We start from the raw sequence: 23,003 nt of genomic DNA, 5'->3' as shown, positions 1-23,003 counted from the left end.
TTTATACGCTGATAAGAAAACGAAAAAAACCGAGCGAGGTTTTGCCCCGTTCGGTTAAATTTGCTGAAAAAATGAGGGGTTATCTTTAACGAGAAAGAAACAATGCCGCCGCCCCACGCACGCCGCCTGAGTCGCCGTATTTGGCTTTTTTAATCACTGGCACTTTGGCACTTCGCATTAAGTGGTTAGGGAGGGCTTTGGGTAAGGCTTGGTAGAGATAATCAAAATTCGACAAGCCGCCGCCTAGCACGATGAGATGAGGATCAAGGGCGGTGATGATGTTGCCGATAGAAATCGCGGCGAGTTCCACAAACATTGCCACAAAATCCACCGCACTTTGCTCTTGGGCGTAAAAACGTTGAATGATGTCTTTCGCTGAGAGGGCTTCGCCTTTGAGGTCGCGATAGAGCATTTCAAAGCCTCGCCCTGAAAGATAGGTATCTAAGCAGGCGGAATTGCCACAGCCACATTGGTAAATTGGTGCATTATCCCAGCCGAGCAATTTTAATGCGTGGTAGTTGAGCTGCATATGCCCTAGCTCGCCTGCCATTCCAATTTGCCCTGAATAGATTTTGCCGTCAATCACTAACCCGCCACCAAAGCCTGTGCCAAGAATGAGCCCTAACACGCTAGAATATTGCTGATTTTCCTCCGCCCACGCCTCAGATAATGCGAAGCAATTTGCGTCATTTTCCGCCCGCACTTCACGTTCTAAACGCTGGCTTAAATCTTGTAAAATGGGTTTGTTGTCTGCTACGCGAATGTTGGTTATTTCTGCCAAGCCTGTATCCTGATTTACAAACCCTGGCAAACCTAAGCCCACCGAGCCTTGCGAACCAAATTTTTCATCGGCTTTTTTCACCAAATTCACAATGGTATCAAGCCATTGTTCGTAGCTTTCTTTTGGTGTATCCACCCGTTCGGAATAGTGCTTTTCTAATTTTTCATCGAAAACAGCCAGCTCAATTTTCGTGCCGCCAATGTCGAAACCGTATAACATTTTCTCCTCCAGATAAAAACTTTCTCGAAATCCTACCGCACTTTTATTTTATGCGAATCACTGCCGTTTACTGATTTTTCGGCTGAAAAATACGCCAACGAGGTAGCAAGACGAACAGCACGCAATGGAAAAGCCACGCGATCAACACCGATGCCAATAAATCAACAGGATAATGCATTCCTAAACGCAAACGGCTGACTAGTATTAACACCGCCCAAACGGCAATGCCTGCAGTGAGATATTTCATTCCTTTATTGTTACGTCCAAGCAACTGCCCAAAGCCTACTGCAAGCATTAGCCAAGTAGCGGCAAAAATGCTGTGGCCAGAGGGGAAAGAATAGCCTGTTTCTTTGCTACGGTGATGTACTAAATGCATATCAATTTGTTTATCTGCATAATAATCTAACACGATTTGTTCACGCACTTTGCGAGGTTGTCCGTAAAAATAGTCAGGGCTAACGCTTGATTTTTCCCCCAATTGCACAATAAAAGGACGAGGTTCAGCAAACACCGTTTTGAGCACCGATTTCACCCCTTGGGTTACCCCAACAGAAATCGCCATCACTGCAATCACCGCAAGGGCTTGTTTTTTATTCCGAATAGCGAAAAAATATACCAATGCAAAAAAAGCACAGGTCAGTATGGCATAAGGTGAACTGCCTGTTTCGGTAATAAAATAAAGCAACGTATCAATTTGTGTATAATTTGTATCCCCTTGCCAATGCCAGTTAATTAACCACGCAAAAAAAGGCACACAACAAAGCAATAAGGTATATAATGAAAGGCGTTTTAACATTTTAATCACTCCATAAATTTGAGTGCATATTTTAGCATTATTCAATAAAAAAAGAATGAAGGATTTAGCGATGACAAAAATTCAACGGGTTACCGAAGCCAATTTACCGACCGAATTTGGTTTATTCCGCATTGTGGGCTTTGAGTTTCCCGACACTAAAAAAGAACACGTTGCCTTAGTAATGGGCGATATTTCAAACCCTGATGAACCTGTTTTAGCCCGCATTCATTCGGAATGTTTAACGGGCGATGCGTTACATAGCCTGAAATGCGATTGCGGTTTTCAGCTCGCCACAGCACTACGCCAAATTAGTGAAGAAGGCCGTGGCGTGCTGATTTATCACCGCGAAGAGGGGCGTGGCATTGGCTTAATTAACAAAATCCGAGCCTATTCCCTGCAAGATCAAGGAATGGATACCATTGAAGCCAATCTTGCCTTAGGCTTTGCCGCAGATGAGCGTAATTTTGAAGTTTGCGCGGATATTTTTGATCTACTCGGTGTAAAACAAGTTCGCTTGCTCACCAACAACCCAAATAAAATCGATACAATGAAAAAAGCGGGGATCAACGTGGTGGAACGTGTTCCATTAAACGTAGGCGAAAACCGCTACAACACGGAATATTTAGGCACCAAAGCAAAAAAAATGGGCCATTTCATCGTGCATAACAACCAAAAACACCTAATGACCTGCCCACATTGTCAGGAAGAAATTCCACAAAAAAAATGACCGCACTTTAGACTATGAAGTAAGTGGCTCAGTATTCTGAGCCATTTTTGCGATCACTATCGCAAACTTTAAATATGCCGATTCACAACACAAAATCGTTTCGTTAGTCTATTCTCATTTTGAAGTCGATACCGTTTTAAACATAATGCAAATGCAGTTTTTAGAAAGTATATTTGAAAATATCCGACATCAGTTTACTAAAATCTGGACTAGTTTTTGTAACGAAAGAAAGTGCTGAAGCAATGGCTAAATCCCTACTTAATTATAAAGTGGAAGTGAAAAATGAGTGGGTAGATTAGAACTAACGAAAAACAGCCAGAAATTGATTCTGAAATCTTAATTATTCACCATAGAAACTAAAAAATGTTCAATATTTTCAAAAAACCTTATGAAAAAGGGACATTAGAAGCGTGGACGAAAATGTGTGATGACATAGCAAAAGTTGCTATTTTAGCCGTACCTGTGATACTTTATAACAACGATCCCTTTTTGCAAAAAGTCATTAACCTCATTGCACTCGCCATTAGTGCATACAGTACAATATGGAGTGCAAGAATTTGTCGTAAACTCACAGAAAACAAGGAGGACTAAATGGGATTAACCGTCGGATTAATTATTCTTGCCATTGCAAGCCTTACCTTTGCAATTAAAATGAAGGGGCTGTCCTAGATAACTAGACTAAACTCCCTTTAACCAATTGTTTTAAAATAGAAATTTGACTTTTTATGTTGCTGTAATTAAAACGCCATTCACATTCCTTTAAATAAAGCTCAAAATGTGCTTTTGGGATACCATTAAATTTGCGTAAATGGCGTTTTGCTTGGCTTCAAAAATTCTCAATTCCGTTAATGTGGTTATGATTTTCAGCAAAATGTGTGCTGTGATTGATACGAAAATGACTAAATTCACTCACATCAAGCACGTCATAACTACGATAATTATCGGTGTAAACAATACTATCAGGCTTTACCTGCTCCCGAATAATGGGTAACAAGGTGGCAGATTGCGTATTTGGAACCGCAACGGTATAAACCTTGCCATTGCGCTTGAGAAGCCCGAATACCGCAATTTTCCCTGCCGCACCACAACCACGTTTGCCTTTGCGAGCACCGCCAAAATAACTTTCATCGGCTTCAATTTCACCTTCAAACATCTCTAAGTGAAGGCTGTTTTGATAGATGAGTTGGCGTAAACGATGAAAGTAATATGCGGCAGTCGTTTTGTTTACATTGACTAACTCTGCTGCTGTCCTTGCAGTAACACCTGCAACAAATAGCTCAATGAGTTTATTTTGTTTGTGCTGACTTAGACGACTTTTTCTCATTGGTTCATTCTAACCTAAATAGATTTTTTAGTTGTTATCTAGGACAGCCCCAAAATGAATAATCAACTTAAAACCAAATAAGCCAAAGCGGGCTTTTTAATTAAGGGGAATTTTCCTTAATTAAAAAATTTTACAAGTCATCAAACCAGCTAAACACAAAAAACACTACTTTTTTGCTGAAAAATACATAAAATAGACGGCACATTTGCACCCTGAATAAAATATTGTTAAAGTGCGTGGCAAATTTTGCCGAAATAAAACTAGGAAGAATGAATGAGCCAAGAATATTTAGATTTTGAACTCCCGATCGCCGAATTAGAAGCGAAAATTGAATCCTTGCGTGCGGTTGCGGGGCAAGACAGCGAAATCAATCTTGATGATGAAATCGCTCGCTTACAGAAAAAAAGCGAAGAATTAACCAGAAAAACCTTTGCCAATTTAGATGCGTGGCAAGTTTCGCGTATGGCACGCCACCCAAATCGCCCTTATACCTTAGATTATATCGAACAAATCTTCACCGAATTTGAAGAGCTAGCGGGCGATCGTGCCTTTGCAGACGATAAAGCCATTGTGGGTGGTTTAGCCCGCTTAGACGGTAAACCCGTTATGGTAATTGGACACCAAAAAGGACGCAGCGTAAAAGACAAAGTTAAACGCAACTTCGGGATGCCTGCTCCAGAGGGCTATCGCAAAGCCTTGCGTTTAATGGAAATGGCGGAGCGTTTTAAACTCCCGATCATTACCTTTATTGACACACCGGGAGCATACCCAGGTGTGGGGGCGGAAGAACGTGGTCAATCAGAGGCGATCGCTCGCAATTTGCGTGAAATGTCGATGCTTAAAGTGCCAATTATTTGTACGGTGGTTGGTGAAGGTGGCTCAGGCGGTGCATTAGCCATTGGCGTGGGCGATAAAGTGAATATGTTGCAATACAGTACTTATTCCGTGATTTCCCCTGAAGGCTGTGCTTCCATTTTATGGAAAAGTGCCGACAAAGCATCCACTGCTGCCGAAGTGATGGGACTCACTGCACCACGCCTACAAGAGCTAAAACTTATCGATAGCATCATACCAGAGCCATTAGGCGGTGCACATCGTGATTATGAACAAATGGCACAAAATCTAAAACAGCGTTTACTGGCTGATTTAGCTGATTTAGAAATTCTTGATCCAGATACCCTACTCGAACGCCGTTATCAACGCTTAATGAGTTACGGATATTGCTAATACAAAAAAGTGATCTGCCCCCAAAAAGTTAGACTATATTCTAATTTCATTCAAGGACTGAGTTCTGTATTCCACAGGGCTTAGTCCTTTGAGCTTCACTTGAATACGCTCATTGTTGTAGTAATGAATGTACTCGTGAATCACTTTTTCAAGCTGTTCAAAGGTTTCAAACCGCTTGCCAAAGTAACATTCCGTCTTCAATCGCCCGAAAAAGCTTTCCATCGCACCATTATCAAGGCAATTGCCTTTTCTCGACATACTTTGCGTAATACCGTGTTTTTTCAATATCTCCCGATAACCCATCATTTGATACTGCCATCCTTGGTCGGAATGCAGTATCGGTTTTTCCCCCGCTAATCGGTTCACCGCCTGGGTCAGCATTCTGGTTATCTGCTCAAAACTCGGACTTCTCGCCACATCATAAGCAATAATTTCGTTATTAAACAAGTCTTTAATCGGCGATAAATACACTTTGCCTTCCGCACATTTGAACTCGGTGATATCCGTTACCCACTTCTCATTCGGCATCGTTGCCGTAAAATCCCGTTGCAACAGATTATCGGCAATGTGTCCCACTTTGCCTTGGTAAGAACGATATTTTTTCTGCTTACTTTTTCCTTTTAACCCCAAACGTTGCATTATCGCTTGCCCCCTTTTGTGGTTGATAATCAAGTATTTCCTTAATTCCAAGGTAATTCGACGATAACCATAATTTTCGTCATTTTTGCGATAAATTTCCTCTATTTTCTGTGAAATCGCTACATTTTTATCCGACTTTGGCTTGAGATGATAAAAGAACGAACTGCGTGCCAATCCGATTAGCCTGAGTAACAATTCCAACGGGAAACGCAAGCGTAAGGCATTTACGATGACGGCTTTTTCTGCATTTTTTGTTGGTTGAGTTCCTGCAACTTTTTTAGCATTGCATTCTCCGCTTCTAATTCCAAAATTCGGTAACGCAAGCGTTCTTCTTCTGTTTTGGGCGTTGGTGGCATTTTAGGTGAGTTGAGTTTCATACTTGGACGACCTTTAGGTTTGAGTAATAACCCATCTATACCTTGTTTTTCAAAGCGTTGCAACCATTGACTAATTATCCCTGAACTGGGGATATCAAAGCGAAAGCAGGCGGCTTCAGCGGAGCACTGGCCTTTTTTGATAGCTTGAATAACCTTTAATTTAAACTCAACAGAATAATATCGTTTTTTACTTAATACAGCTAATCCATTGATTCCATTATGATTAAATTTCGCAATCCAACGTGCTAACGTGCTTTGGGGAAGCTGAAAATACTGGCGAGTAAGCGAACGGTTTTTTCCATTTTGATGATAAAAGTCGAGCACTTGTTGTTTGAAACGTTGAGTATATTTAGTCATAAAAAATCTGCACCTTAATCAGTTGGTTGTTTAGTCCAACTTTTGGGGTGCAGATCAAAATACTGCAATTTCCACGATACACGCCTTGTACAAAAGTACCACGCTCTCTTTTATCTGCCACAAATTTTTCTGCAAAAATTTCAGCTAGAAGGAAAAGTAATAACGTGCCGAATACACATACCCAGATCATCATTAACTGCTCATTTAAATGCTTAATCGGGTTCTGAAAAACATTCAAAAATAATAACGCAGGTAAGGTAATTTTGAACACGATTCCCGTAGCCTGCTGACTAAACCTATCATCAATAACGTTACGTTTTCGCAAAAATATTCCAAGAATTAACAAAAATAAAGTGGGTAACGTTACACTAATGGAAAATAATATTGATCCCCAGAAATCATTCTGCATTTTGCACTCCTAAAAAGTGCGGTGAAAAATAACTATATTTTTCACCGCACTTCACTTTTTCTATATCATTGCTTTTCTCTATAGCGTAAATAACGCTCCACCGTATCGACAATAGCCTGTGTTTGTGGGTCGATTTCAATATTGACGAAATCCCCCACTTCACGCTTACCAATTAATGTACGATGAAGTGTTTCAGGAATAAGGTTCACACAAAATGCATTGCCTTTCACTTCCCCTATGGTCAGGCTGATCCCATCAATGGCAATAAACCCTTTGGTGAGAATGTATTTCATCAAGCTAGGCTCAGGCAACTCGAACCAAATTTGCAGGTTATTCTCTGAAACAATACGCTGAAAAACCTTAGCTGTGGTGTAAACGTGGCCAGATAAAATATGCCCCCCAATTTCATCCCCCATCTTCATAGCACGTTCAATATTCACAAAATCACCTGCTTGTAACTGCCCCAAATTGGTGATACGGAGCGTTTCCGTCATTAAGTCAAAACTCACTAACGAGCCTTCAATTTTCGTTACGGTTAAACATACACCGTTATTTGCCACTGAAGCACCGATTTCTAGATTTTCCATCAATTCCTGTGGCATTTTTACGGTCTGTGTTCTAAAATGCGATTTTTCGTCAATAGAATGAATTTGGGCAATGCCCTGCACAATTCCTGTAAACATAATTAACTCTCTTATTCTTAAATAATCATCGCCGATCATTCGGTTAAAACTTGCAATAGTATATAACAAATTCGGATATTTTATGTTATTTCGTTTTATTCAACGCCATCAATTAGAAATACAAAAATTATTAGCTATCGCCTTTCCTATTTTACTTGCTCAATTTGCCCAAAATTCAATGGGCATTGTTGATACCATTATGGCAGGGCGTGTCAGTGCGGCGGATATGGCTGCCGTTTCTGTGGCTGGATCAATTTGGTTTCCGTTAGTTTTAATGGGGCACGGCTTACTGCTTGCATTACCGCCCATTATTTCTTATCTCAACGGCTCAGGACAACGTCATCGTATCGCTCATTATGTACACCAAGGCTTGTGGGTGGTGGTATTAAGCTGTCTTCCTATTGGCTTAATTATTTATTTTAGCGATTATGTCATTAGCCATATGGGAATGGATCCGAAATTAGCACAGATTACCATTGATTATTTGCATATTATGCTTTGGGGCTTACCCGGTTACTTATTAATGATTAATTTTCGTTGCCTCAATGATGGCATTGCCAAAACCAAACCCGCGATGGTGATTACCTTTGCAGGATTACTCCTCAATATTCCGCTCAATTATATTTTCATTTATGGCAAATTCGGTATCCCTGCTTTTGGAGCGGTGGGCTGCGGGATCGCAAGTGCAATCGTCAATTGGGCGATGTGTTTGATGATGATCACCTATTCTCATCAAGCAAGAAATCAACGAGATCTAAAAGTTTTTCAAGGGCTTATTGAGAAACCGAATATCACCACATTAAAAAAAGTGCTAGGTTTAGGCTTTCCTATCGGCATTGCATTATTTTGTGAAGTGGCATTATTTGCCCTTTCCTCGCTTTTGCTCTCCCCTCTGGGTACGGAAGTGGTGGCAAGTCATCAAATTGCTTTAACCACAAGTTCCTTTATTTTTATGCTACCGATGTCTTTGGGAATGGCAACCACAATTTTGGTCGGGCAACGTTTAGGCGAGGGGTTGTTAAAACAAGCCAAAGCCATTTTTTATTCAGCCCTAATCGTTGGGTTAAGTTTGGCTTGTATCACAGCATTAATTATTGTGCTATTTAATCAACAGATCCCTAGAATTTATGTTTCCGATCAGCACGTTATTTTAATTGCGAGCCATTTGCTCTTAATCTCCGCCCTTTATCAATTTTCTGATACCATTCAGGTCATCACCGCAGGTGCATTGCGTGGCTATAAAGACACGAAATCTATTTTATACATCACGATGTTTTGTTATTGGGGGATTGGTATGCCACTAGGTTACCTTTTATCTCGTACGAATTGGCTAATTCCAAGCATAGGTGCGGCGGGATTTTGGGTTGGATTTGTGGTTAGCTTAACCGTTGCTGCGGCATTGCTTATACAGCGTATAAGAAAAATCCAGTCATTACCCGAACAACGTATTTTGGAAAAATTAACAGAAATACAATAGGAAATTAAAATGCAAAAAATTCATATCGCTATTGCTGGCTTTGGAATGTCTGCCAAAACGTTCCATATGCCATTTTTAGATCTCAATCCTCGTTTTCAGGTTTGTAAAGTGTTTGAGCGTCAAACGGAAAATGCCAAAAAAGCCTACCCTTATCTTGAGGTGGTACATCACTTTGACCAATTACTCACTCCAGACATTGATTTAGTGATTATTACAACGCCGAATCTTACTCATTACGAAATGGCAAAAAAAGCCATTCTCGCGGGAAAACACGTGATTGTAGAAAAACCCCTTGCTATTTATGCCAAGCAAGCAGAGGAACTTGATTTACTCGCCAAACAACATAATGTAATGCTTTCGGTTTATCAAAACCGCCGTTGGGATAACGGTGCATTAACAGTGAAAAAATTACTGAAGCATAAGATGCTTGGCGACATTGTTCGTTATGAAATGCGTTATGAACGTTTTAGTCAAAAACCTAACAGCAAAGCGTGGAAAGAAACGGGCGAATTTGGTACGGGATTAGTTTACGATCTGGGCGTGCATTTAATCGATCATTGTGTGGATTTATTCGGAATTCCTACCGCACTTTATGCGGATATGACCGCTCAACGTCCCGATGCCAAGTCAGAAGATAATTTTGACATTACCTTTTATTATCCCGATAAAAAAGTTGTGCTTTCCGCCACAAAATGTGCAAGAGAACCCGCCCCCTATATTATTCTACAAGGCACGCAAGGTAGCTATATCAAACCAACAATCGACAATCAAGAAGCCTTATTATTAAAAGGCATTAAGCCTCAAGGTCATTGGAATGCTGAACCAGAAAAAGATTGGGGGTTATTGCATACCGAAATAAATGGAATAGTTATTCGTAGCCCAATAGAGAGCGAACGCGGTAACTACCAAGCCTATTATGACAATATTTATACGGTACTCACTGAAAAAGCCCCATTGCAAGTTACCGCTCAACAAGCAATTCAAGTCTTAAAACTGATTGAGCTTATTTATCAAAGTGCAGAAGAGAAAACAAGAATAAATATCACCAAATAAATAATAACAATTCTCATTGATTGAAAGATAGAGTTTCTCTATAATTTTCCTCACCTCTCACTGAATAGAGGGGTGAGGAACGACCGCCTTTGAGCAATCAACTTAACAATGAATGAGAAAACTATGCAACCGACTATTCCTGTAAAATATAGCGTAATTTACACCGCACTTTTTCTAAGCCTTTCTTTTACAGCAAAAGCTGAAACGAATAAGCCTGAAAATAGCTTAGAACAAATCAATGTCATCACTGAACTTGAATCTTTTAAAGCCACAAACAAATTAAAATCAAATGTAAACTTAAGCCTATTAGGTGAACAACTCGCCTTCACTTCTCCCATCACCGTGATTAATTACGATGAACAAGCCCTTGCCGATACGCAACCTCGCAACATTGTTGATGCCCTTGCGAAAACAGATGCGTCAATAATGAATTTTGGTGGTGAAACCAATACCTTACAAGGGGTCTATGTGCGAGGTTTACAACTCGATGCCCGTCAATTTAGCTTAAATGGACTAGCTGGTCTTTATTCAACCTATAATTCCCCAACAGCCGCGGTGAGTTCAGCTCAATTAATTAAAGGGGCTTCTACCGCAACGGTGGGTATGGATCCAGAAGGCTCATCAGGTGCTTCTATCAATATTGAAACAAAACGTGCCACTGATAAAGCCATTAATCGTCTGGGTTTCGCTTGGTTTAGCCGTTCCCGTTTGTAAGAATCTATCGACATTGGACGACGTTTTGGCAGCAATAATGAATGGGGCATCCGAATCAATGGGCTTTTTCGTGATGGAAATACCCCGAGAGATCATTATGATGAACGCAACAAGGAGCTTGCCATTTCCGCCGATTATCGAGGCGATCAACTACGTGCCGCCATTGATTACCTTTATGCCAAACGCACCACTCATGGTGGACGAGCCAGAGTACAAGATATTCAAAATTTAACTTATGCCCTACCTACAGCACCAGAGGGAAGCATTAATTTAATACCCGCTTGGTCAGGTCAAACAACGCGAGATCAAACCTTAATGCTCACCGCTTCTTATGATTTTCCTTATGAGATCACTTTATCCGGTGGAATTGGACATATGCTATCCAGATATTATGGAAACTTCGGGCAAATACTCGCAACAGATATAACTCCCAATGGCGATTATAAAATCAGTCAAATGCGAGCAATAGATTATATTACACGCACTACCAGTGGAAATTTAAAATTACAAGGTAATCATTTTATCGGTAATGTAAGTCATAACTGGAATCTGGCATTAGATGCCGTAGTGCGAGAAAGAGATTTTGACCAAAGCCCAATTATTAAAAAATTTTCTGGTGGAAATATCTATCACCCGAATTTTGCTCCTGCCGAAGATTTTAAACCGTTAGCACAAGGCTCAACCGATCAAAAAATAAGGGGCTGTCCTAGATAACTAGACTAAACTCCCTTTAACCAATTGTTTTAAAATAGAAATTTGACTTTTTATGTTGCTGTAATTAAAACGCCATTCACATTCCTTTAAATAAAGCTCAAAATGCGCTTTTGGGATACCATTAAATTTTCGTAAATGGCGTTTTGCTTGGCTCCAAAAATTCTCAATTCCGTTAATGTGGTTATGATTTTCAGCAAAATGTGTGCTGTGATTGATACGAAAATGACTAAATTCACTCACATCAAGCACGTCATAACTACGATAATTATCGGTGTAAACAATACTATCAGGCTTTACCTGCTCCCGAATAATGGGTAACAAGGTGGCAGATTGCGTATTTGGAACCGCAACGGTATAAACCTTGCCATTGTGCTTGAGAAGCCCGAATACCGCAATTTTCCCTGCCGCACCACGACCACGTTTGCCTTTGCGAGCACCGCCAAAATAACTTTCATCGGCTTCAATTTCACCTTCAAACATCTCTAAGTGAAGGCTGTTTTGATAGATGAGTTAGCGTAAACGATGAAAGTAATATGCGGCAGTCGTTTTGTTTACATTGACTAACTCTGCTGCTGTCCTTGCAGTAACACCTGCAACAAATAGCTCAATGAGTTTATTTTGTTTGTGCTGACTTAGACGACTTTTTCTCATTGGTTCATTCTAACCTAAATAGATTTTTTAGTTGTTATCTAGGACAGCCCCTTAATTTTTTAAATATCGGCAAAAGGGGCAAACTTTCCCCTATATTATCCTCCTCTATCCCCCAAATAACACTGCACCACCTTGTACAGGCAAGGTGGTGCCATAAAACAGAGTCACGGCGAAAAAGATCACCACAAAACCCGCAATAAATTTTACGATAATGTCAGCATAGGGCATTTTCCCCATCGAAAAATACCAACGCCCTAATTTTACTGCACTTTGGCGGGCGTATTGCACGATCAAAGCAAACAAAGAAAGAGTGATTCCCGTTCCCAATGCCATTGCCATTGTTGCAGCCACGCCCCATTCATACAGATTGAGCATATAAGAAAGAAAGAGAATAAAAATTGCCCCTGAGCAAGGCCGCACGCCAATCGCCAATACCACTAATAAACGAGATTTAAAGGTAGTAGCGTAATTGAGTTGCTGTGAATTGGGCAGATGTTGGTGTCCACAGCGACAAGATGAATGATGCTGGCAAGAAGATTGAGAGGGGGAAAGATCCTCCCTTTTGAGGGGGTATTTTGCCATTGGTTTGATTGCGTGAATTTTTACCTCAGAAATCGTTTTTTTATTTTGTCGAAATTCGCGATAAAATCTGACCGCACTTTGATAAATCCAGTAACTCCCGAGCAAAAACATTAATAGAAATGCCGAGCGTTCAAGCCAGATCTGGCTCAATTTGAAGTAATTGGAGGAAAGGCGTAGCCCAACCACAATAATTGAGGTGGCTAACACTGCAACAATACCTTGCATTAGCGAGGCAGATAAGGTGAGTTTAACGCTGGTTTTCAATTTGGATTGATGTGTAGATAAATAACTGGCAATCACAAATTTGCCGTGTCCGGGGCCCAACGCGTGTAAAACGCCGTAAAGAAAACTCATCGCAATCAGCCCAATCCCTGCTTGTACGGGGCGTTGTGCAATTTGGCGAAGAGAGCTAGAAATGCTCTGATTAAACAGCTTTTGCCATTCGATAGTTTGTGCGAATAGGTATGGAAACAGAAAATAGCTGGCAGCAATCAGTATCGCTAAAAGCAATATGAGTTTATAAGATCGAGTTAATTGCATAGAATTTCGACTTTTTGGCTGAAAATTTGTCCTAAAGAGCGGTCTTCATCACGCTGATTGCGATCTAAAGCGGCGGCATATTGACGTATTTTTTCATCAACATTAGGTTCTATCACTTTGCCTTGACATTGGGGCGGAAGAGCTGAAAAATCCACCGTATTTTGTTTTTTATTGAGGTGTTTATGAGCTTCAGGGTAACTCATCGCGACAAAATAAGTGGGATCATAAGTGCTTAATTCAAAACGATTATTTTTTAATAGCTGCGGTTTGGAAAGTAAAAAATCAAAATAATATATCACTTGCGAACCGTTTGATTTCATTCCATAGTTTTGTGGTTGTGCTTGATATTTAATTTTTTTCTTATCTTTATCAAAGAGATAACTAAAATAATGCTCGTTCACAATATTTTTCATCGCTTCATCAACGAGCTTTTGCTTCTGTGCTGGCTCGCGTGATTGATTGAGATCGTAAATAATGCTGGCAGAGCTGGGTTCATCAAGTGTCCATTGCATTGAAAATCCAATAAGTTGCTCCTCTTGCACTAACACTTTGTTTTGCATATCAATAAAGGCGTGCGGGTGGGCAACGCTCAGCAGCGGGATAAACCACAGCAAGCCTAAGCTTTTCTTTAACATAGCTTTCAAAATCTAGTTCTTAAAATATATTGGATATAAAATATGAAAAATAGTTCACTTTTAAACCTGATGTTTCATCAAAACATAAGTATTTTTTATGATATACATCAAAAAAATGTAAAGTCATTATTTATTTGTCTATGTATTATGAGTAGTATACATTGCATCAAGTAATGTGATAACTTGATATTCATAAAGTTCCTAAATAAAATAATCAAAATAAATAGCTAAACTACTTTCCTACCTCCCTTTTGGGAGGTTTTTTTTCGCTTTCAATTCGCCAAAAGGCAAAATCTCAAGTAAAATAGACCGCACTTTTTATAGCTAAGAGAAGAATTTATGTCATCACAATTTGTTTATACGATGCACCGTGTCGGTAAGGTTGTGCCGCCGAAACGTCATATTTTAAAAGATATTTCCCTAAGCTTTTTCCCTGGTGCCAAAATTGGTGTGCTGGGGTTAAATGGTGCAGGAAAATCCACCCTACTCCGCATTATGGCTGGCGTGGATAAAGAATTTGAAGGGGAAGCACGTCCACAGCCAGGCATTAAAATCGGTTATCTTCCGCAAGAGCCGAAACTTGATCCTCAACAAACTGTGCGTGAAGCGGTAGAAGAAGCTGTTGCGGAAGTGAAAAATGCCTTAACCCGATTAGATGAAGTGTATGCACTTTATGCTGATCCTGATGCGGATTTTGATAAACTTGCCGCAGAACAAGCAAAACTAGAAGCCATTATTCAAGCACACGACGGGCATAATTTGGATAACCAACTGGAGCGTGCCGCTGATGCCTTGCGTTTACCAGATTGGGACGCAAAAATCGAGCATCTTTCAGGGGGCGAACGCCGCCGTGTGGCACTGTGCCGTTTGTTGCTTGAAAAACCCGATATGCTGTTACTCGATGAACCAACCAACCACTTAGATGCCGAATCTGTAGCTTGGTTAGAGCGTTTCTTACATGATTATGAAGGCACGGTGGTGGCAATCACTCACGATCGCTACTTCCTTGATAACGTGGCAGGCTGGATCTTAGAACTCGACCGTGGCGAAGGTATTCCTTGGGAAGGCAACTATTCTTCTTGGTTAGAGCAAAAAGAAAAACGTCTAGCCCAAGAAGCAGCGGCGGAATCGGCTCGCCAAAAATCCATTGAAAAAGAATTAGAATGGGTACGCCAAAATCCAAAAGGTCGCCAAGCGAAAAGCAAAGCGCGTATGGCTCGCTTTGAAGAATTAAACAGTGGCGAATACCAAAAACGTAATGAAACCAATGAGTTATTTATCCCACCAGGCCCACACTTAGGGGATAAAGTGATCGAAGTGAGCAATTTGAGTAAATCCTATGGCGATCGCACTTTGATTGATGACTTATCTTTCAGCATTCCAAAAGGTGCGATTGTTGGTATTATCGGGGCGAACGGCGCAGGGAAATCCACCCTTTTCCGTATGCTTTCTGGGCAAGAACAGCCAGATCAGGGTAGCATCACCCTTGGTGATACTGTGGTGCTTTCTTCTGTGGATCAGTTCCGTGATGAAATGGACGACAACAAAACCGTATGGGAAGAAGTTTCACACGGACAAGATATTTTGCGTATTGGCAACTTTGAAATCCCAAGCCGTGCCTATGTTGGGCGTTTCAATTTCAAAGGTGTCGATCAACAAAAACGCGTTGGCGAGCTTTCAGGTGGGGAACGTGGACGCTTACATTTAGCTAAGCTATTGCAAGCGGGCGGTAACGTTTTACTACTGGACGAACCAACCAACGACCTTGATGTGGAAACCTTGCGTGCCTTAGAAAATGCGATCTTAGAATTCCCCGGTTGTGCGATGGTGGTTTCCCACGACCGCTGGTTCTTAGACCGTATCGCCACCCATATTTTGGACTACGGCGATGAAGGCAAAGTCACTTTCTACGAGGGCAACTTCTCAGACTATGAAGAATGGAAAAAGAAAACCTTCGGTGCAGAAGCTACTCAGCCACATCGTATTAAATATAAACGTATTGCGAAGTAACCAATCAAAAAAACTGAACACTTCGTTACTTTTTAGATAGTAAACCAAAAGAGCGGTAATTTTTCACCGCTCTTTCAATTTCATAAAATTTCACTCACTCTTTCAAAGGTTGAAGCCCCTTAATCCTATTGCCAGCGATAAAACCACTTTAAATGTTTTATTCAATTTTATTAAGACAACTTCATATTGCAAAAGCGATGATGATTTCAGCATTTATGTCTTTATATTGCTCTTTTTCTTAAATTAAGAGAAAGATATTTACTAGACCATTCATTATCACCAAGCTAAGAAATCCCTCTACTCTTTCATTTTATTTTGCAGCCAATTCAATCAACTTCAATGTTAATTCACAAGACTTTACAAAAGCTGGAATAGGCAGAAACTCAAAACGGGAATGAAAGTTATGTGCGCCAGTGAAATAATTAGGGGTGGTGATACCTCTCACAGATAGAGCAGCACCATCTGTACCGCCACGCATAGGGATCACTTTGGGCTCTACATTGATCTGTTCCATTGCATTAAATAGTAAATCAATGGATCGGCGATCTTCACCTAAACTATTGGCGATATTGCCATAAATATCAGAAATTGTGCAATTGATTACCGCTCTTGGATAACGCTGTTGAATTTGTTGTACTGCTTGTTCGATGAAAGCTTTGCGTTGCTCAAATTGGGCTTTATCAAAATCTCGAATCGCAATGCTAAGCTAAGCTCAGCTTGGCTTTGGTTTGCTTCAAAATAATTAAACCACCAGTAGCCTTCTTTGTTTTCTGTACATTCTGGGGTTTGGCTGCGATCAAACAAGGCGATGAAATCTTGTGCGACTAAAATAGGATTAATCAGCACATTTTTTGCCGACATTGGGTGTGCACTGACGCCTTGAATAGTTATGCTGGCAGAAGCGGCGTTAAAGTTTTCATACACCACTTCGCCTAGCTCGCAACAATCAATGGTGTAGGCGAACTGTGGCTTAAATTTGTTAAGATCCAATAACTTCGCACCACGTAATCCAATTTCTTCATCAGGCACAAAAGCGATATAAATATCCCCTGTGGCAATATTATTCTGCTTAATCATTGAAAGTGCGGTCATAATATTGGCAATTGCCGCTTTGTTATCTGCACCTAACACACTCGTGCCATCACTAAAAATGATCTCTTGCCCTTGGTAAGGCAAAATTTCAGGGTGTTCAGCAACTTTCAGCCAAATATTTTTCTCCGCATTAAGTTGTAAATCCTGTCCGTTAAAGGTTTGAATTTGCGGTGTGATATGAGGAGATAACGCAACATCTACGGTATCCATATGAGCACAAAAACCGATGGCAGTGGCATTCGTTTTAGTGCCTTTCAAAACGCCTGTTACATTGGCGTGTTGGTCAATTTCAACCTCTTGCACGCCTAATTCTTGCAATTCTTTCGCCAATAGCTTTGCCATTTCCCATTGTCCTTGGCTACTCGGCACAGAAGGATTACTTGCATCACTTTGACTGCTAATCGCAAGATAACGAAAAAAACGATCAATTAATTGTTGTTGCATAATGCCTCCCTCTTTTCACTATGCTTTAGGATATGTGTAGCCGCTATCAAAACCAAGCGGAATGCCTAAGCCCCAGAATACATATAACACAAGGGTTAGCACAATAAATAAGCCGATAGTATATGGAATCATCATCGAACAAAGCGTTCCCACGCCAGTATTTTTACAATAACGCTGACAATAAGAAATAAGCAATGGATAAAACGCAAACATTGGCGTTGAAACATTCATTACTGAATCACTAATTCTAAATGCCGCTTGGGTTAATTCGGGTGAAATATTCACTGACATTAGCATTGGTACAAGAATTGGCGACAAAATAGCCCATTTTGATGTGGCGGACGTGATAATAATATTTAGCAATGAAGCCGTCCGCGAAAAATGAGAAAAGCATCCACATAACTTGAGAAAAAAATTTCCCACGTTATGTGGATTTTTTATGATATTTAAACACTATTTAAACTGCTTTTAAACGATGCTGAAATAGACCTCCATACCTCCCCAGCTACATTGTTAGTCAGTCGGCTTAACTACTGCTTATTTCCCCTTTACTCCTCGTCCCCAACGAGCAATGATGCCCCCAACACAAAACAACAGGGACATAAAAATGAAATTTAATACACGAGAATTTATTCAACACTTAACCACCAGACTTGAAAACCATCACGGCTTTAAAAATGGGGAATTTGTGCAAGGGAAACGTCGCTTTCAAGTCCGTCAAGATAGTTATCAAAATGAGCCAACAATTTATTTACTTTATATGCCACAAGGCACGCTGGTTGAACACTCTGAACATTGTCGCCAACGCGTTTCAATCGAGACTAACTTTGACATTGTCGCCCAGCAAATCGCTGACAAAATCGCAAACATTTTAAGAGGGAAATAAACAATGAAAAAACCAACTGAAAAAACCATCGCAAAAATATTAGAAACCATTGCAAAAGAGGTGGGGGATATTGAAACATTAGAAACCCGAATGAGCGACCATTTAGATTTTTATGATATGGGCGTGTGGAATATCAAACGCCTTATGCGTGCGGCTTATGAGGCAGGCTATAAGGCGGGCATTGAAAAATAGGGGCGTTAGCCCCTTAATTTTTAGAATTTAAGCACCAAATTATCCTCATAGCTAACCTGATAGTTTAACGATGTTTGAAGGACTATCCGCTCAGCTCCATCAAAGGCTTGCCAGTTATCCTTTTTCGCCTGCACCATATACGCAATAAACCGCACAAACTCTGACTTAGTGGAGCTAAAAAACACATAAGGCGGTCGTGTTCGGTCAATAAGCTGCAAGAAATCAATCAAATCAAAATAATTTGCCATTTTATAGCTGTTTTGCTTGGTGCAAAGATAAGGCGAGTCTAACACAAACAGGGCTTTAGGGTTGTCGGCAAACTTAGGCAGAAGCTGTTGAAATGGCTCGCTGACTATCTCAAGCCCATCAAGGTAATCCTCTGCACTAGGATAATCAGCCAGCTTTATTCCATTCCAAAATGTCTTGCTAAATAGCTCCTCAAATGAGCTGACTTGTTGCCCACTGAAAAGCAACCAACTTGCAATGGTGTTGAGGTCTTTAAATCCCTTAAAATCATTGATTTTATTGATGATTTCTTGCTTTTTATTGTTATCTAATCGCTTGTTTTTGGGTACAATATCGCCAACAATTTGAAGCAGTTCAGCTCGTAAACGATTTGTATCGCTTATGTGTTTTAACCTGTCGGCATAGCCATCAAAATCATTATAAATCACCCGTGCTTTGGACTTGATACGCTTTGCCACATGGCTTAATAAACCACTTCCTCCAAAAGCATCGACAATCGTCCACCCCTCCCCATCATCAGAAATATGCTCATTTAAAACCTGTTTAAAGGCATTTAAAAACAGCCGTTTTTGCCCGACAAACGGCAACGGTGCTTGATTAAAATGACGCATCGTTACCCCCTAATACCTCAATAATACGACGATAAATATCGTGGATAAGCGGCAACGGAATGGCTGAACGGGCGTTATAACTGTGTAAACAGTCAAACATCGTTTTGCCCGAAATATAATGCTGATAACGCAAATTTAGCGGAATATTGCTTTTAAACTTAGTCGCCTTTTTGCAGGGCCAGCCATAATTCCCATAATAGGTAGGGTTCGCATAAGGAAGAGGAAAGGCTAAAATCTCATCAAGATAGTGCCAAAGGCGGCTCGCATAAGGGTTTTCAATCACATAAATTTTCGGCTGATACCGTTTAATAATCTCAATGGTGTTATAAATGCAAAGCTCACCATTAATTCGATTTAAAAAAGAGGTCTCATAACGATAACGTCGCTTTTTAACCGCTGCCGCGTCAAAATCTTTGCGACGACGAATAGCAAAGCGTGTATTTCCCTGCCATTGCCAACAGACATTCCCGCCCTTAATAGAGTTGGCAACGGAAAAACTCTCACAAGGCGGACTGGCTAAAATGACATCGGGTTTAGGGAGGCTATCTAGCTTATTAAACAGGGTTTTATCACCAAACAACCGCCCAAAATCCGCTAAATTCAGCGGTAGAAAATGCCGATTTTTACGCTCAATATCAATGCCGATAGGATAGATTTTAATATTGCGAAATGCTTTTGCTGCTTGGGTATAGCAGCCGTTGCCGCTATCAAATAACGCCCAAACAATGATTTTCTTGTTTGCCATAATTTATCCTTAAATTATGGCGTTCTGACGCTCAAGGCATTCGGACACTCTGAGTTGTTTAACGAGTAGGTTTAAATGTGTTTAAGGTTTTACACCGCACACATTTAATTTCTAAATATTGATTATCTTTTGTGCGTGCAAGGAGCTTTTTACAGCACTTGCACCGCATTTCTTGCAAATCTTTTTGCATAGACTTTCTCACTTTACGCGGTTTTGTTACAATCCGTCCGTCTGGTCAGACAAAGCGGTCTCGGGTCTATGCAGGTGCTATCTGCTTAGGCTGATGTGGTAGAGGTCAGAGCCTACCACATCGCCGCTTCTTTATGTTTACTTGTTACATTCTCAATCTTTGTAAGTAATCGCTTTTACACTCCACATTTGAGCGGTTTGTGCTTCAGTGATTGCCACGCTGGCTAAACGCTTAACCTCTAGTATATTTGTTGAGTTACGTAACTCATTAAGTTGATCAATGATATCCGCATAAAGCCGTTTGCACTTTGTCACTTCATCGTTATTATCAGGATTAAAAGTTAATCCTACTGCTTTTTGTCCAAATGTTAGATTTCCTTTCATCTACAATTTACTCCTTATGTTTTAATTTAAAAATTGCCGCTAAATGATTTGGACTAAACCGCCAGCCCTCATCACCGCCATTAATCGCATTTGCACACCACTCACTGCAAAAAAAATTTGGGGCTGTCCTAGATAACAACTAAAAAATCTATTTAGGTTAGAATGAACCAATGAGAAAAAGTCGTCTAAGTCAGCACAAACAAAATAAACTCATTGAGCTATTTGTTGCAGGTGTTACTGCAAGGACAGCAGCAGAGTTAGTCAATGTAAACAAAACGACTGCCGCATATTACTTTCATCGTTTACGCCAACTCATCTATCAAAACAGCCTTCACTTAGAGATGTTTGAAGGTGAAATTGAAGCCGATGAAAGTTATTTTGGCGGTGCTCGCAAAGGCAAACGTGGTCGTGGTGCGGCAGGGAAAATTGCGGTATTCGGGCTTCTCAAGCGCAATGGCAAGGTTTATACCGTTGCGGTTCCAAATACGCAATCTGCCACCTTGTTACCCATTATTCGGGAGCAGGTAAAGCCTGATAGTATTGTTTACACCGATAATTATCGTAGTTATGACGTGCTTGATGTGAGTGAATTTAGTCATTTTCGTATCAATCACAGCACACATTTTGCTGAAAATCATAACCACATTAACGGAATTGAGAATTTTTGAAGCCAAGCAAAACGCCATTTACGCAAATTTAATGGTATCCCAAAAGCGCATTTTGAGCTTTATTTAAAGGAATGTGAATGGCGTTTTAATTACAGCAACATAAAAAGTCAAATTTCTATTTTAAAACAATTGGTTAAAGGGAGTTTAGTCTAGTTATCTAGGACAGCCCCAAATTAATATGTTCCAATGTCGGTGCAGGATCGGATTGCTCCCCCTGATAAACGCTAAACACATAATCAGGGCTGGTTTCATCGGTGGTGGGTTCGGGATATAACCCATCTTCTAACGGGCTAACATCGTCATACACCACTTCATATTCCAACGCATAAGCAGTAATTGAACTCGCGTTAAACTTAGCATTGTTAAAAATGGTACGCACTGCCGTAGGCTTAAGCGGTTTGACCAATCCCCCTAAGGTTTGGCTATCTAACAAACGGCGAACCGCACTAATGAGCTGATTAACCCCCACCTCGCGTTTATCCACGCCACCTTGACGGGCGGCTTGATTGCTCCGCAAAGAACGCACGGCAAGCATAATCACAAAGGTATCGGTGGATTGATAACGCTTTGCATTCGTGGCTTTTCGTTCAATGCGAGAGCCACCATAAGTGATTAAACACATAGGTAGCCGAGCTGTGCCAAAGCTCTCATCATCAAATTCACCGCCATAACTTTTCACCGTATTAACCAGTTTGCCTAATCCTCGTTGCAAGCGGTCAGTTAAGGCTTGTTCAATCTTTGTTATCACGGCTAAATACCCTGTTTTTATTGTTGCTAAAAAATATTGCCCCTGAAAACTCGCTGTCCTCACTGTCTGCATTAAGCTCTGGCAACCCTAATGAGATAGCCCCTTTAGCTAGCTGTTCCAGCTCTTTGAGGCTGAGCTTGTAACGCTCAATAATCTCATCAGTAATATCCACTCCCGACATACTGGCAAGGCGGTAGCGGGTTAAATCACAACACAACCGCACTAAGTTTTGTGGGACGGAGGGCAAGGGCAGGGCATAACGAGCTGACAAATAACCGTCCATCTGGCTTGAGCTATCCGCTAGTCCAAGTTCTAACACCTGCTCATTAATTTCCCCCACGCCATCACGGTCAGTCAGCTCAATAGCTTGTAACTCACCCACACGCAAGACAAAATCGGCAACGGTTGCATAAGCCATCGCTATTCCTCACACACTGGCACAAGTTCTAACCACGGATCTTCCGCAAGGGTTAAAACCTGCTCGCCCGTTAAGTCGTTCGCTGGGATTTCCGTTTCTTTTTCTTTGTAAAAACGGTAACCGCAACGCCCATAGCTGTCGTGCGGGTGGAAAGCACGTAACTTAATGGCATAAGCAATCGGATTAATCACTTGCCCACCTTCAACCACCTTGTCATCTTCTAAAGTGCAGTTAGTTTCAGCGGTGTTTTTCAATGTTTCATCGCCCGCCTCGGCTGTTGTACCCTCTTCTAAAGTGCGGTCAGTTTCGTCAGCGTTTTTTAATGCCTCGTCTTTTACCTCGGCAGAATGGTCAGCACTCAAGTTAGCTTCTGAGCTAGCGTTTTGAGCGTCTTTTTTTTCTTTCGCCGTGTTTGATTTTCTTGCCATAATCCTTCTCCTTAACGCCCCGCCCGCAGGCGGGGAA

General features: G+C 40.8%; 26 protein-coding genes and 5 pseudogenes. 10 read left to right on the top strand and 21 right to left on the bottom strand.

What is annotated here, in order from left to right; translation table 11 throughout:
- Window positions 1-85: 85 nt before the first annotated feature.
- Entirely contained in the window at window positions 86-1,000 is a 915-nt protein-coding gene (nagK, locus tag DXZ23_RS09675) for an N-acetylglucosamine kinase (protein WP_017805846.1), read from the bottom strand.
- 67 nt (window positions 1,001-1,067) lie between these two features.
- Window positions 1,068-1,796 (bottom strand): phosphatase PAP2 family protein, encoded by a 729-nt coding sequence (locus tag DXZ23_RS09670; RefSeq protein ID WP_017805845.1) that lies wholly within the window; start codon window positions 1,794-1,796, stop codon window positions 1,068-1,070.
- Window positions 1,797-1,866: 70 nt separating this feature from the next.
- Between DXZ23_RS09670 and ribA the strand changes: the two genes are divergently transcribed.
- Together ribA and DXZ23_RS09660 are read left to right on the top strand one after the other, a co-directional pair.
- Window positions 1,867-2,523 (top strand): GTP cyclohydrolase II, encoded by a 657-nt coding sequence (gene ribA / locus DXZ23_RS09665; RefSeq protein ID WP_017805844.1) that lies wholly within the window; start codon window positions 1,867-1,869, stop codon window positions 2,521-2,523.
- Between the two features lie 363 nt (window positions 2,524-2,886).
- A complete protein-coding gene (locus tag DXZ23_RS09660; RefSeq protein WP_017805843.1) occupies window positions 2,887-3,114 on the top strand; it encodes a hypothetical protein in 228 nt (75 codons plus the stop codon).
- 82 nt (window positions 3,115-3,196) lie between these two features.
- Here the strand turns inward: DXZ23_RS09660 and DXZ23_RS09655 are convergent.
- A pseudogene (locus DXZ23_RS09655) lies at window positions 3,197-3,847 on the bottom strand (IS1595-like element ISHpa1 family transposase).
- Window positions 3,848-4,120: 273 nt separating this feature from the next.
- On the opposite strand from DXZ23_RS09655, the gene accA reads away from it, so the two are divergent.
- Complete coding sequence (gene accA / locus DXZ23_RS09650; RefSeq protein ID WP_017807549.1) at window positions 4,121-5,074, top strand: acetyl-CoA carboxylase carboxyl transferase subunit alpha; 954 nt, start codon at window positions 4,121-4,123, stop codon at window positions 5,072-5,074.
- A gap of 33 nt (window positions 5,075-5,107) precedes the next feature.
- Here the strand turns inward: accA and DXZ23_RS09645 are convergent.
- The 3 genes from DXZ23_RS09645 to DXZ23_RS09635 all read right to left on the bottom strand — a co-directional run bounded on the left by DXZ23_RS09645 (window position 5,108) and on the right by DXZ23_RS09635 (window position 7,539).
- A protein-coding gene (locus tag DXZ23_RS09645; protein WP_114995501.1) for an IS3 family transposase occupies window positions 5,108-6,447 on the bottom strand; the annotation gives its coding sequence in 2 pieces (ribosomal slippage) (window positions 5,108-5,997 and window positions 5,997-6,447; 1,341 coding nt in all).
- Window positions 6,440-6,856, bottom strand: a complete 417-nt coding sequence (locus DXZ23_RS09640; RefSeq protein WP_017805841.1) for an AEC family transporter — start codon at window positions 6,854-6,856, stop codon at window positions 6,440-6,442. Before DXZ23_RS09640 ends, DXZ23_RS09645 begins: the two co-directional genes overlap by 8 nt.
- A gap of 65 nt (window positions 6,857-6,921) precedes the next feature.
- Window positions 6,922-7,539 (bottom strand): riboflavin synthase, encoded by a 618-nt coding sequence (locus DXZ23_RS09635; protein WP_017805840.1) that lies wholly within the window; start codon window positions 7,537-7,539, stop codon window positions 6,922-6,924.
- 82 nt (window positions 7,540-7,621) lie between these two features.
- On the opposite strand from DXZ23_RS09635, the gene DXZ23_RS09630 reads away from it, so the two are divergent.
- From DXZ23_RS09630 to DXZ23_RS09620, 3 genes and pseudogenes are all read left to right on the top strand, one after another.
- On the top strand, window positions 7,622-9,016 hold the full coding sequence (locus DXZ23_RS09630) for an MATE family efflux transporter (protein WP_017805839.1): 1,395 nt from the start codon (window positions 7,622-7,624) through the stop codon (window positions 9,014-9,016).
- A gap of 9 nt (window positions 9,017-9,025) precedes the next feature.
- Window positions 9,026-10,069, top strand: a complete 1,044-nt coding sequence (locus DXZ23_RS09625) for a Gfo/Idh/MocA family oxidoreductase (protein ID WP_017805838.1) — start codon at window positions 9,026-9,028, stop codon at window positions 10,067-10,069.
- Between the two features lie 135 nt (window positions 10,070-10,204).
- A pseudogene (locus DXZ23_RS09620) lies at window positions 10,205-11,473 on the top strand (TonB-dependent receptor plug domain-containing protein); the annotation flags it as partial.
- A 24-nt stretch (window positions 11,474-11,497) separates the two neighbouring features.
- Here DXZ23_RS09620 and DXZ23_RS09615 read toward each other — a convergent pair.
- From DXZ23_RS09615 to zevA, 3 genes and pseudogenes are all read right to left on the bottom strand, one after another.
- Window positions 11,498-12,148 (bottom strand): annotated as a pseudogene (locus DXZ23_RS09615) (IS1595-like element ISHpa1 family transposase).
- Window positions 12,149-12,253: 105 nt separating this feature from the next.
- Window positions 12,254-13,270 carry a zinc transporter permease subunit ZevB gene (zevB, locus tag DXZ23_RS09610; protein ID WP_017805833.1) on the bottom strand — a complete coding sequence of 339 codons (1,017 nt, stop codon included), beginning with the start codon at window positions 13,268-13,270 and terminating at the stop codon, window positions 12,254-12,256.
- Window positions 13,261-13,905 (bottom strand): zinc transporter binding subunit ZevA, encoded by a 645-nt coding sequence (gene zevA / locus DXZ23_RS09605; RefSeq protein ID WP_017805832.1) that lies wholly within the window; start codon window positions 13,903-13,905, stop codon window positions 13,261-13,263. The genes zevB and zevA overlap by 10 nt, the downstream gene beginning before the upstream one ends.
- A gap of 339 nt (window positions 13,906-14,244) precedes the next feature.
- On the opposite strand from zevA, the gene ettA reads away from it, so the two are divergent.
- Window positions 14,245-15,915 (top strand): energy-dependent translational throttle protein EttA, encoded by a 1,671-nt coding sequence (ettA, locus tag DXZ23_RS09600; protein ID WP_017805831.1) that lies wholly within the window; start codon window positions 14,245-14,247, stop codon window positions 15,913-15,915.
- Between the two features lie 310 nt (window positions 15,916-16,225).
- Here the strand turns inward: ettA and DXZ23_RS15700 are convergent, their stop codons facing one another.
- From DXZ23_RS15700 to DXZ23_RS15925, 4 genes are all read right to left on the bottom strand, one after another.
- Window positions 16,226-16,429 carry a hypothetical protein gene (locus DXZ23_RS15700; protein WP_017805830.1) on the bottom strand — a complete coding sequence of 68 codons (204 nt, stop codon included), beginning with the start codon at window positions 16,427-16,429 and terminating at the stop codon, window positions 16,226-16,228.
- Between the two features lie 86 nt (window positions 16,430-16,515).
- Window positions 16,516-17,451 (bottom strand): peptidase T, encoded by a 936-nt coding sequence (locus DXZ23_RS09595; protein WP_021724390.1) that lies wholly within the window; start codon window positions 17,449-17,451, stop codon window positions 16,516-16,518.
- 18 nt (window positions 17,452-17,469) lie between these two features.
- Window positions 17,470-17,769 carry an AbgT family transporter gene (locus DXZ23_RS09590; protein ID WP_244432133.1) on the bottom strand — a complete coding sequence of 100 codons (300 nt, stop codon included), beginning with the start codon at window positions 17,767-17,769 and terminating at the stop codon, window positions 17,470-17,472.
- Window positions 17,699-17,851: a hypothetical protein gene (locus DXZ23_RS15925; protein ID WP_244432136.1), complete on the bottom strand. Its 153-nt coding sequence runs from the start codon at window positions 17,849-17,851 to the stop codon at window positions 17,699-17,701. The genes DXZ23_RS09590 and DXZ23_RS15925 overlap by 71 nt, the downstream gene beginning before the upstream one ends.
- 207 nt (window positions 17,852-18,058) lie before the next feature.
- Here DXZ23_RS15925 and DXZ23_RS09585 point away from each other — a divergent pair, with 207 nt between their 5' ends.
- Together DXZ23_RS09585 and DXZ23_RS09580 are read left to right on the top strand one after the other, a co-directional pair.
- Window positions 18,059-18,337 carry a hypothetical protein gene (locus tag DXZ23_RS09585; protein WP_017806894.1) on the top strand — a complete coding sequence of 93 codons (279 nt, stop codon included), beginning with the start codon at window positions 18,059-18,061 and terminating at the stop codon, window positions 18,335-18,337.
- A gap of 3 nt (window positions 18,338-18,340) precedes the next feature.
- The gene (locus tag DXZ23_RS09580) at window positions 18,341-18,529 is read left to right on the top strand and encodes a DUF6900 domain-containing protein (RefSeq protein WP_021724025.1); all 189 of its coding nucleotides are present in this window, start codon (window positions 18,341-18,343) and stop codon (window positions 18,527-18,529) included.
- A 20-nt stretch (window positions 18,530-18,549) separates the two neighbouring features.
- Here DXZ23_RS09580 and DXZ23_RS09575 read toward each other — a convergent pair whose 3' ends face one another.
- The 5 genes and pseudogenes from DXZ23_RS09575 to DXZ23_RS15920 all read right to left on the bottom strand — a co-directional run.
- On the bottom strand, window positions 18,550-19,386 hold the full coding sequence (locus DXZ23_RS09575; RefSeq protein ID WP_035695683.1) for a hypothetical protein: 837 nt from the start codon (window positions 19,384-19,386) through the stop codon (window positions 18,550-18,552).
- Entirely contained in the window at window positions 19,373-20,131 is a 759-nt protein-coding gene (locus DXZ23_RS09570) for a class I SAM-dependent methyltransferase (RefSeq protein ID WP_021723659.1), read from the bottom strand. The genes DXZ23_RS09575 and DXZ23_RS09570 overlap by 14 nt, the downstream gene beginning before the upstream one ends.
- 58 nt (window positions 20,132-20,189) lie before the next feature.
- Window positions 20,190-20,300 (bottom strand): Com family DNA-binding transcriptional regulator, encoded by a 111-nt coding sequence (locus tag DXZ23_RS09565; protein WP_082188684.1) that lies wholly within the window; start codon window positions 20,298-20,300, stop codon window positions 20,190-20,192.
- Window positions 20,301-20,473: 173 nt separating this feature from the next.
- Window positions 20,474-20,704, bottom strand: coding sequence for an Acb2/Tad1 domain-containing protein (locus DXZ23_RS09560; RefSeq protein ID WP_017807578.1), 231 nt, complete (start codon window positions 20,702-20,704; stop codon window positions 20,474-20,476).
- A gap of 7 nt (window positions 20,705-20,711) precedes the next feature.
- Window positions 20,712-20,819, bottom strand: a pseudogene (locus DXZ23_RS15920) (enoyl-CoA hydratase); the annotation flags it as partial.
- A 55-nt stretch (window positions 20,820-20,874) separates the two neighbouring features.
- Here DXZ23_RS15920 and DXZ23_RS09550 point away from each other — a divergent pair.
- Window positions 20,875-21,525: pseudogene (locus tag DXZ23_RS09550) on the top strand (IS1595-like element ISHpa1 family transposase).
- A 4-nt stretch (window positions 21,526-21,529) separates the two neighbouring features.
- Here the strand turns inward: DXZ23_RS09550 and DXZ23_RS09545 are convergent.
- Genes DXZ23_RS09545 through DXZ23_RS09535 form a run of 3 tightly spaced genes read right to left on the bottom strand, consistent with a single transcriptional unit; the run spans window position 21,530 to window position 22,966 of the window.
- Window positions 21,530-22,120, bottom strand: a complete 591-nt coding sequence (locus tag DXZ23_RS09545) for a DUF1834 family protein (RefSeq protein ID WP_017805824.1) — start codon at window positions 22,118-22,120, stop codon at window positions 21,530-21,532.
- On the bottom strand, window positions 22,104-22,538 hold the full coding sequence (locus DXZ23_RS09540; protein WP_017805823.1) for a gp436 family protein: 435 nt from the start codon (window positions 22,536-22,538) through the stop codon (window positions 22,104-22,106). The genes DXZ23_RS09545 and DXZ23_RS09540 overlap by 17 nt, the downstream gene beginning before the upstream one ends.
- A 2-nt stretch (window positions 22,539-22,540) precedes the next feature.
- Window positions 22,541-22,966: a hypothetical protein gene (locus DXZ23_RS09535; RefSeq protein ID WP_017805822.1), complete on the bottom strand. Its 426-nt coding sequence runs from the start codon at window positions 22,964-22,966 to the stop codon at window positions 22,541-22,543.
- Window positions 22,967-23,003: the final 37 nt, after the last annotated feature.

The organism is Avibacterium paragallinarum (genome assembly GCF_900450705.1).
GTDB classification, from domain to species: domain Bacteria; phylum Pseudomonadota; class Gammaproteobacteria; order Enterobacterales; family Pasteurellaceae; genus Avibacterium; species Avibacterium paragallinarum.
This window is presented reverse-complemented; position numbering and strand designations above follow the sequence as displayed.

Bases quoted from the DNA above. Each gene is read 5' to 3' on its own strand.
- accA (WP_017807549.1), top strand. From the start codon at position 4,121: ATGAGCCAAGAATATTTAGATTTTGAACTCCCGATCGCCGAATTAGAA.
- DXZ23_RS09625 (WP_017805838.1), top strand. From the start codon at position 9,026: ATGCAAAAAATTCATATCGCTATTGCTGGCTTTGGAATGTCTGCCAAA.
- zevA (WP_017805832.1), bottom strand. From the start codon at position 13,905: ATGTTAAAGAAAAGCTTAGGCTTGCTGTGGTTTATCCCGCTGCTGAGC.
- nagK (WP_017805846.1), bottom strand. From the start codon at position 1,000: ATGTTATACGGTTTCGACATTGGCGGCACGAAAATTGAGCTGGCTGTT.
- DXZ23_RS09580 (WP_021724025.1), top strand. From the start codon at position 18,341: ATGAAAAAACCAACTGAAAAAACCATCGCAAAAATATTAGAAACCATT.
- ettA (WP_017805831.1), top strand. From the start codon at position 14,245: ATGTCATCACAATTTGTTTATACGATGCACCGTGTCGGTAAGGTTGTG.
- ribA (WP_017805844.1), top strand. From the start codon at position 1,867: ATGACAAAAATTCAACGGGTTACCGAAGCCAATTTACCGACCGAATTT.
- DXZ23_RS09575 (WP_035695683.1), bottom strand. From the start codon at position 19,386: ATGCGTCATTTTAATCAAGCACCGTTGCCGTTTGTCGGGCAAAAACGG.
- DXZ23_RS09635 (WP_017805840.1), bottom strand. From the start codon at position 7,539: ATGTTTACAGGAATTGTGCAGGGCATTGCCCAAATTCATTCTATTGAC.
- DXZ23_RS09585 (WP_017806894.1), top strand. From the start codon at position 18,059: ATGAAATTTAATACACGAGAATTTATTCAACACTTAACCACCAGACTT.
- DXZ23_RS09570 (WP_021723659.1), bottom strand. From the start codon at position 20,131: ATGGCAAACAAGAAAATCATTGTTTGGGCGTTATTTGATAGCGGCAAC.
- DXZ23_RS09670 (WP_017805845.1), bottom strand. From the start codon at position 1,796: ATGTTAAAACGCCTTTCATTATATACCTTATTGCTTTGTTGTGTGCCT.
- DXZ23_RS09640 (WP_017805841.1), bottom strand. From the start codon at position 6,856: ATGCAGAATGATTTCTGGGGATCAATATTATTTTCCATTAGTGTAACG.
- DXZ23_RS09560 (WP_017807578.1), bottom strand. From the start codon at position 20,704: ATGAAAGGAAATCTAACATTTGGACAAAAAGCAGTAGGATTAACTTTT.
- DXZ23_RS09535 (WP_017805822.1), bottom strand. From the start codon at position 22,966: ATGGCAAGAAAATCAAACACGGCGAAAGAAAAAAAAGACGCTCAAAAC.
- DXZ23_RS09660 (WP_017805843.1), top strand. From the start codon at position 2,887: ATGTTCAATATTTTCAAAAAACCTTATGAAAAAGGGACATTAGAAGCG.
- zevB (WP_017805833.1), bottom strand. From the start codon at position 13,270: ATGCAATTAACTCGATCTTATAAACTCATATTGCTTTTAGCGATACTG.
- DXZ23_RS09630 (WP_017805839.1), top strand. From the start codon at position 7,622: ATGTTATTTCGTTTTATTCAACGCCATCAATTAGAAATACAAAAATTA.
- DXZ23_RS09565 (WP_082188684.1), bottom strand. From the start codon at position 20,300: ATGCGGTGCAAGTGCTGTAAAAAGCTCCTTGCACGCACAAAAGATAAT.
- DXZ23_RS09540 (WP_017805823.1), bottom strand. From the start codon at position 22,538: ATGGCTTATGCAACCGTTGCCGATTTTGTCTTGCGTGTGGGTGAGTTA.
- DXZ23_RS15700 (WP_017805830.1), bottom strand. From the start codon at position 16,429: ATGGAACAGATCAATGTAGAGCCCAAAGTGATCCCTATGCGTGGCGGT.
- DXZ23_RS09595 (WP_021724390.1), bottom strand. From the start codon at position 17,451: ATGCAACAACAATTAATTGATCGTTTTTTTCGTTATCTTGCGATTAGC.
- DXZ23_RS15925 (WP_244432136.1), bottom strand. From the start codon at position 17,851: ATGTGGATGCTTTTCTCATTTTTCGCGGACGGCTTCATTGCTAAATAT.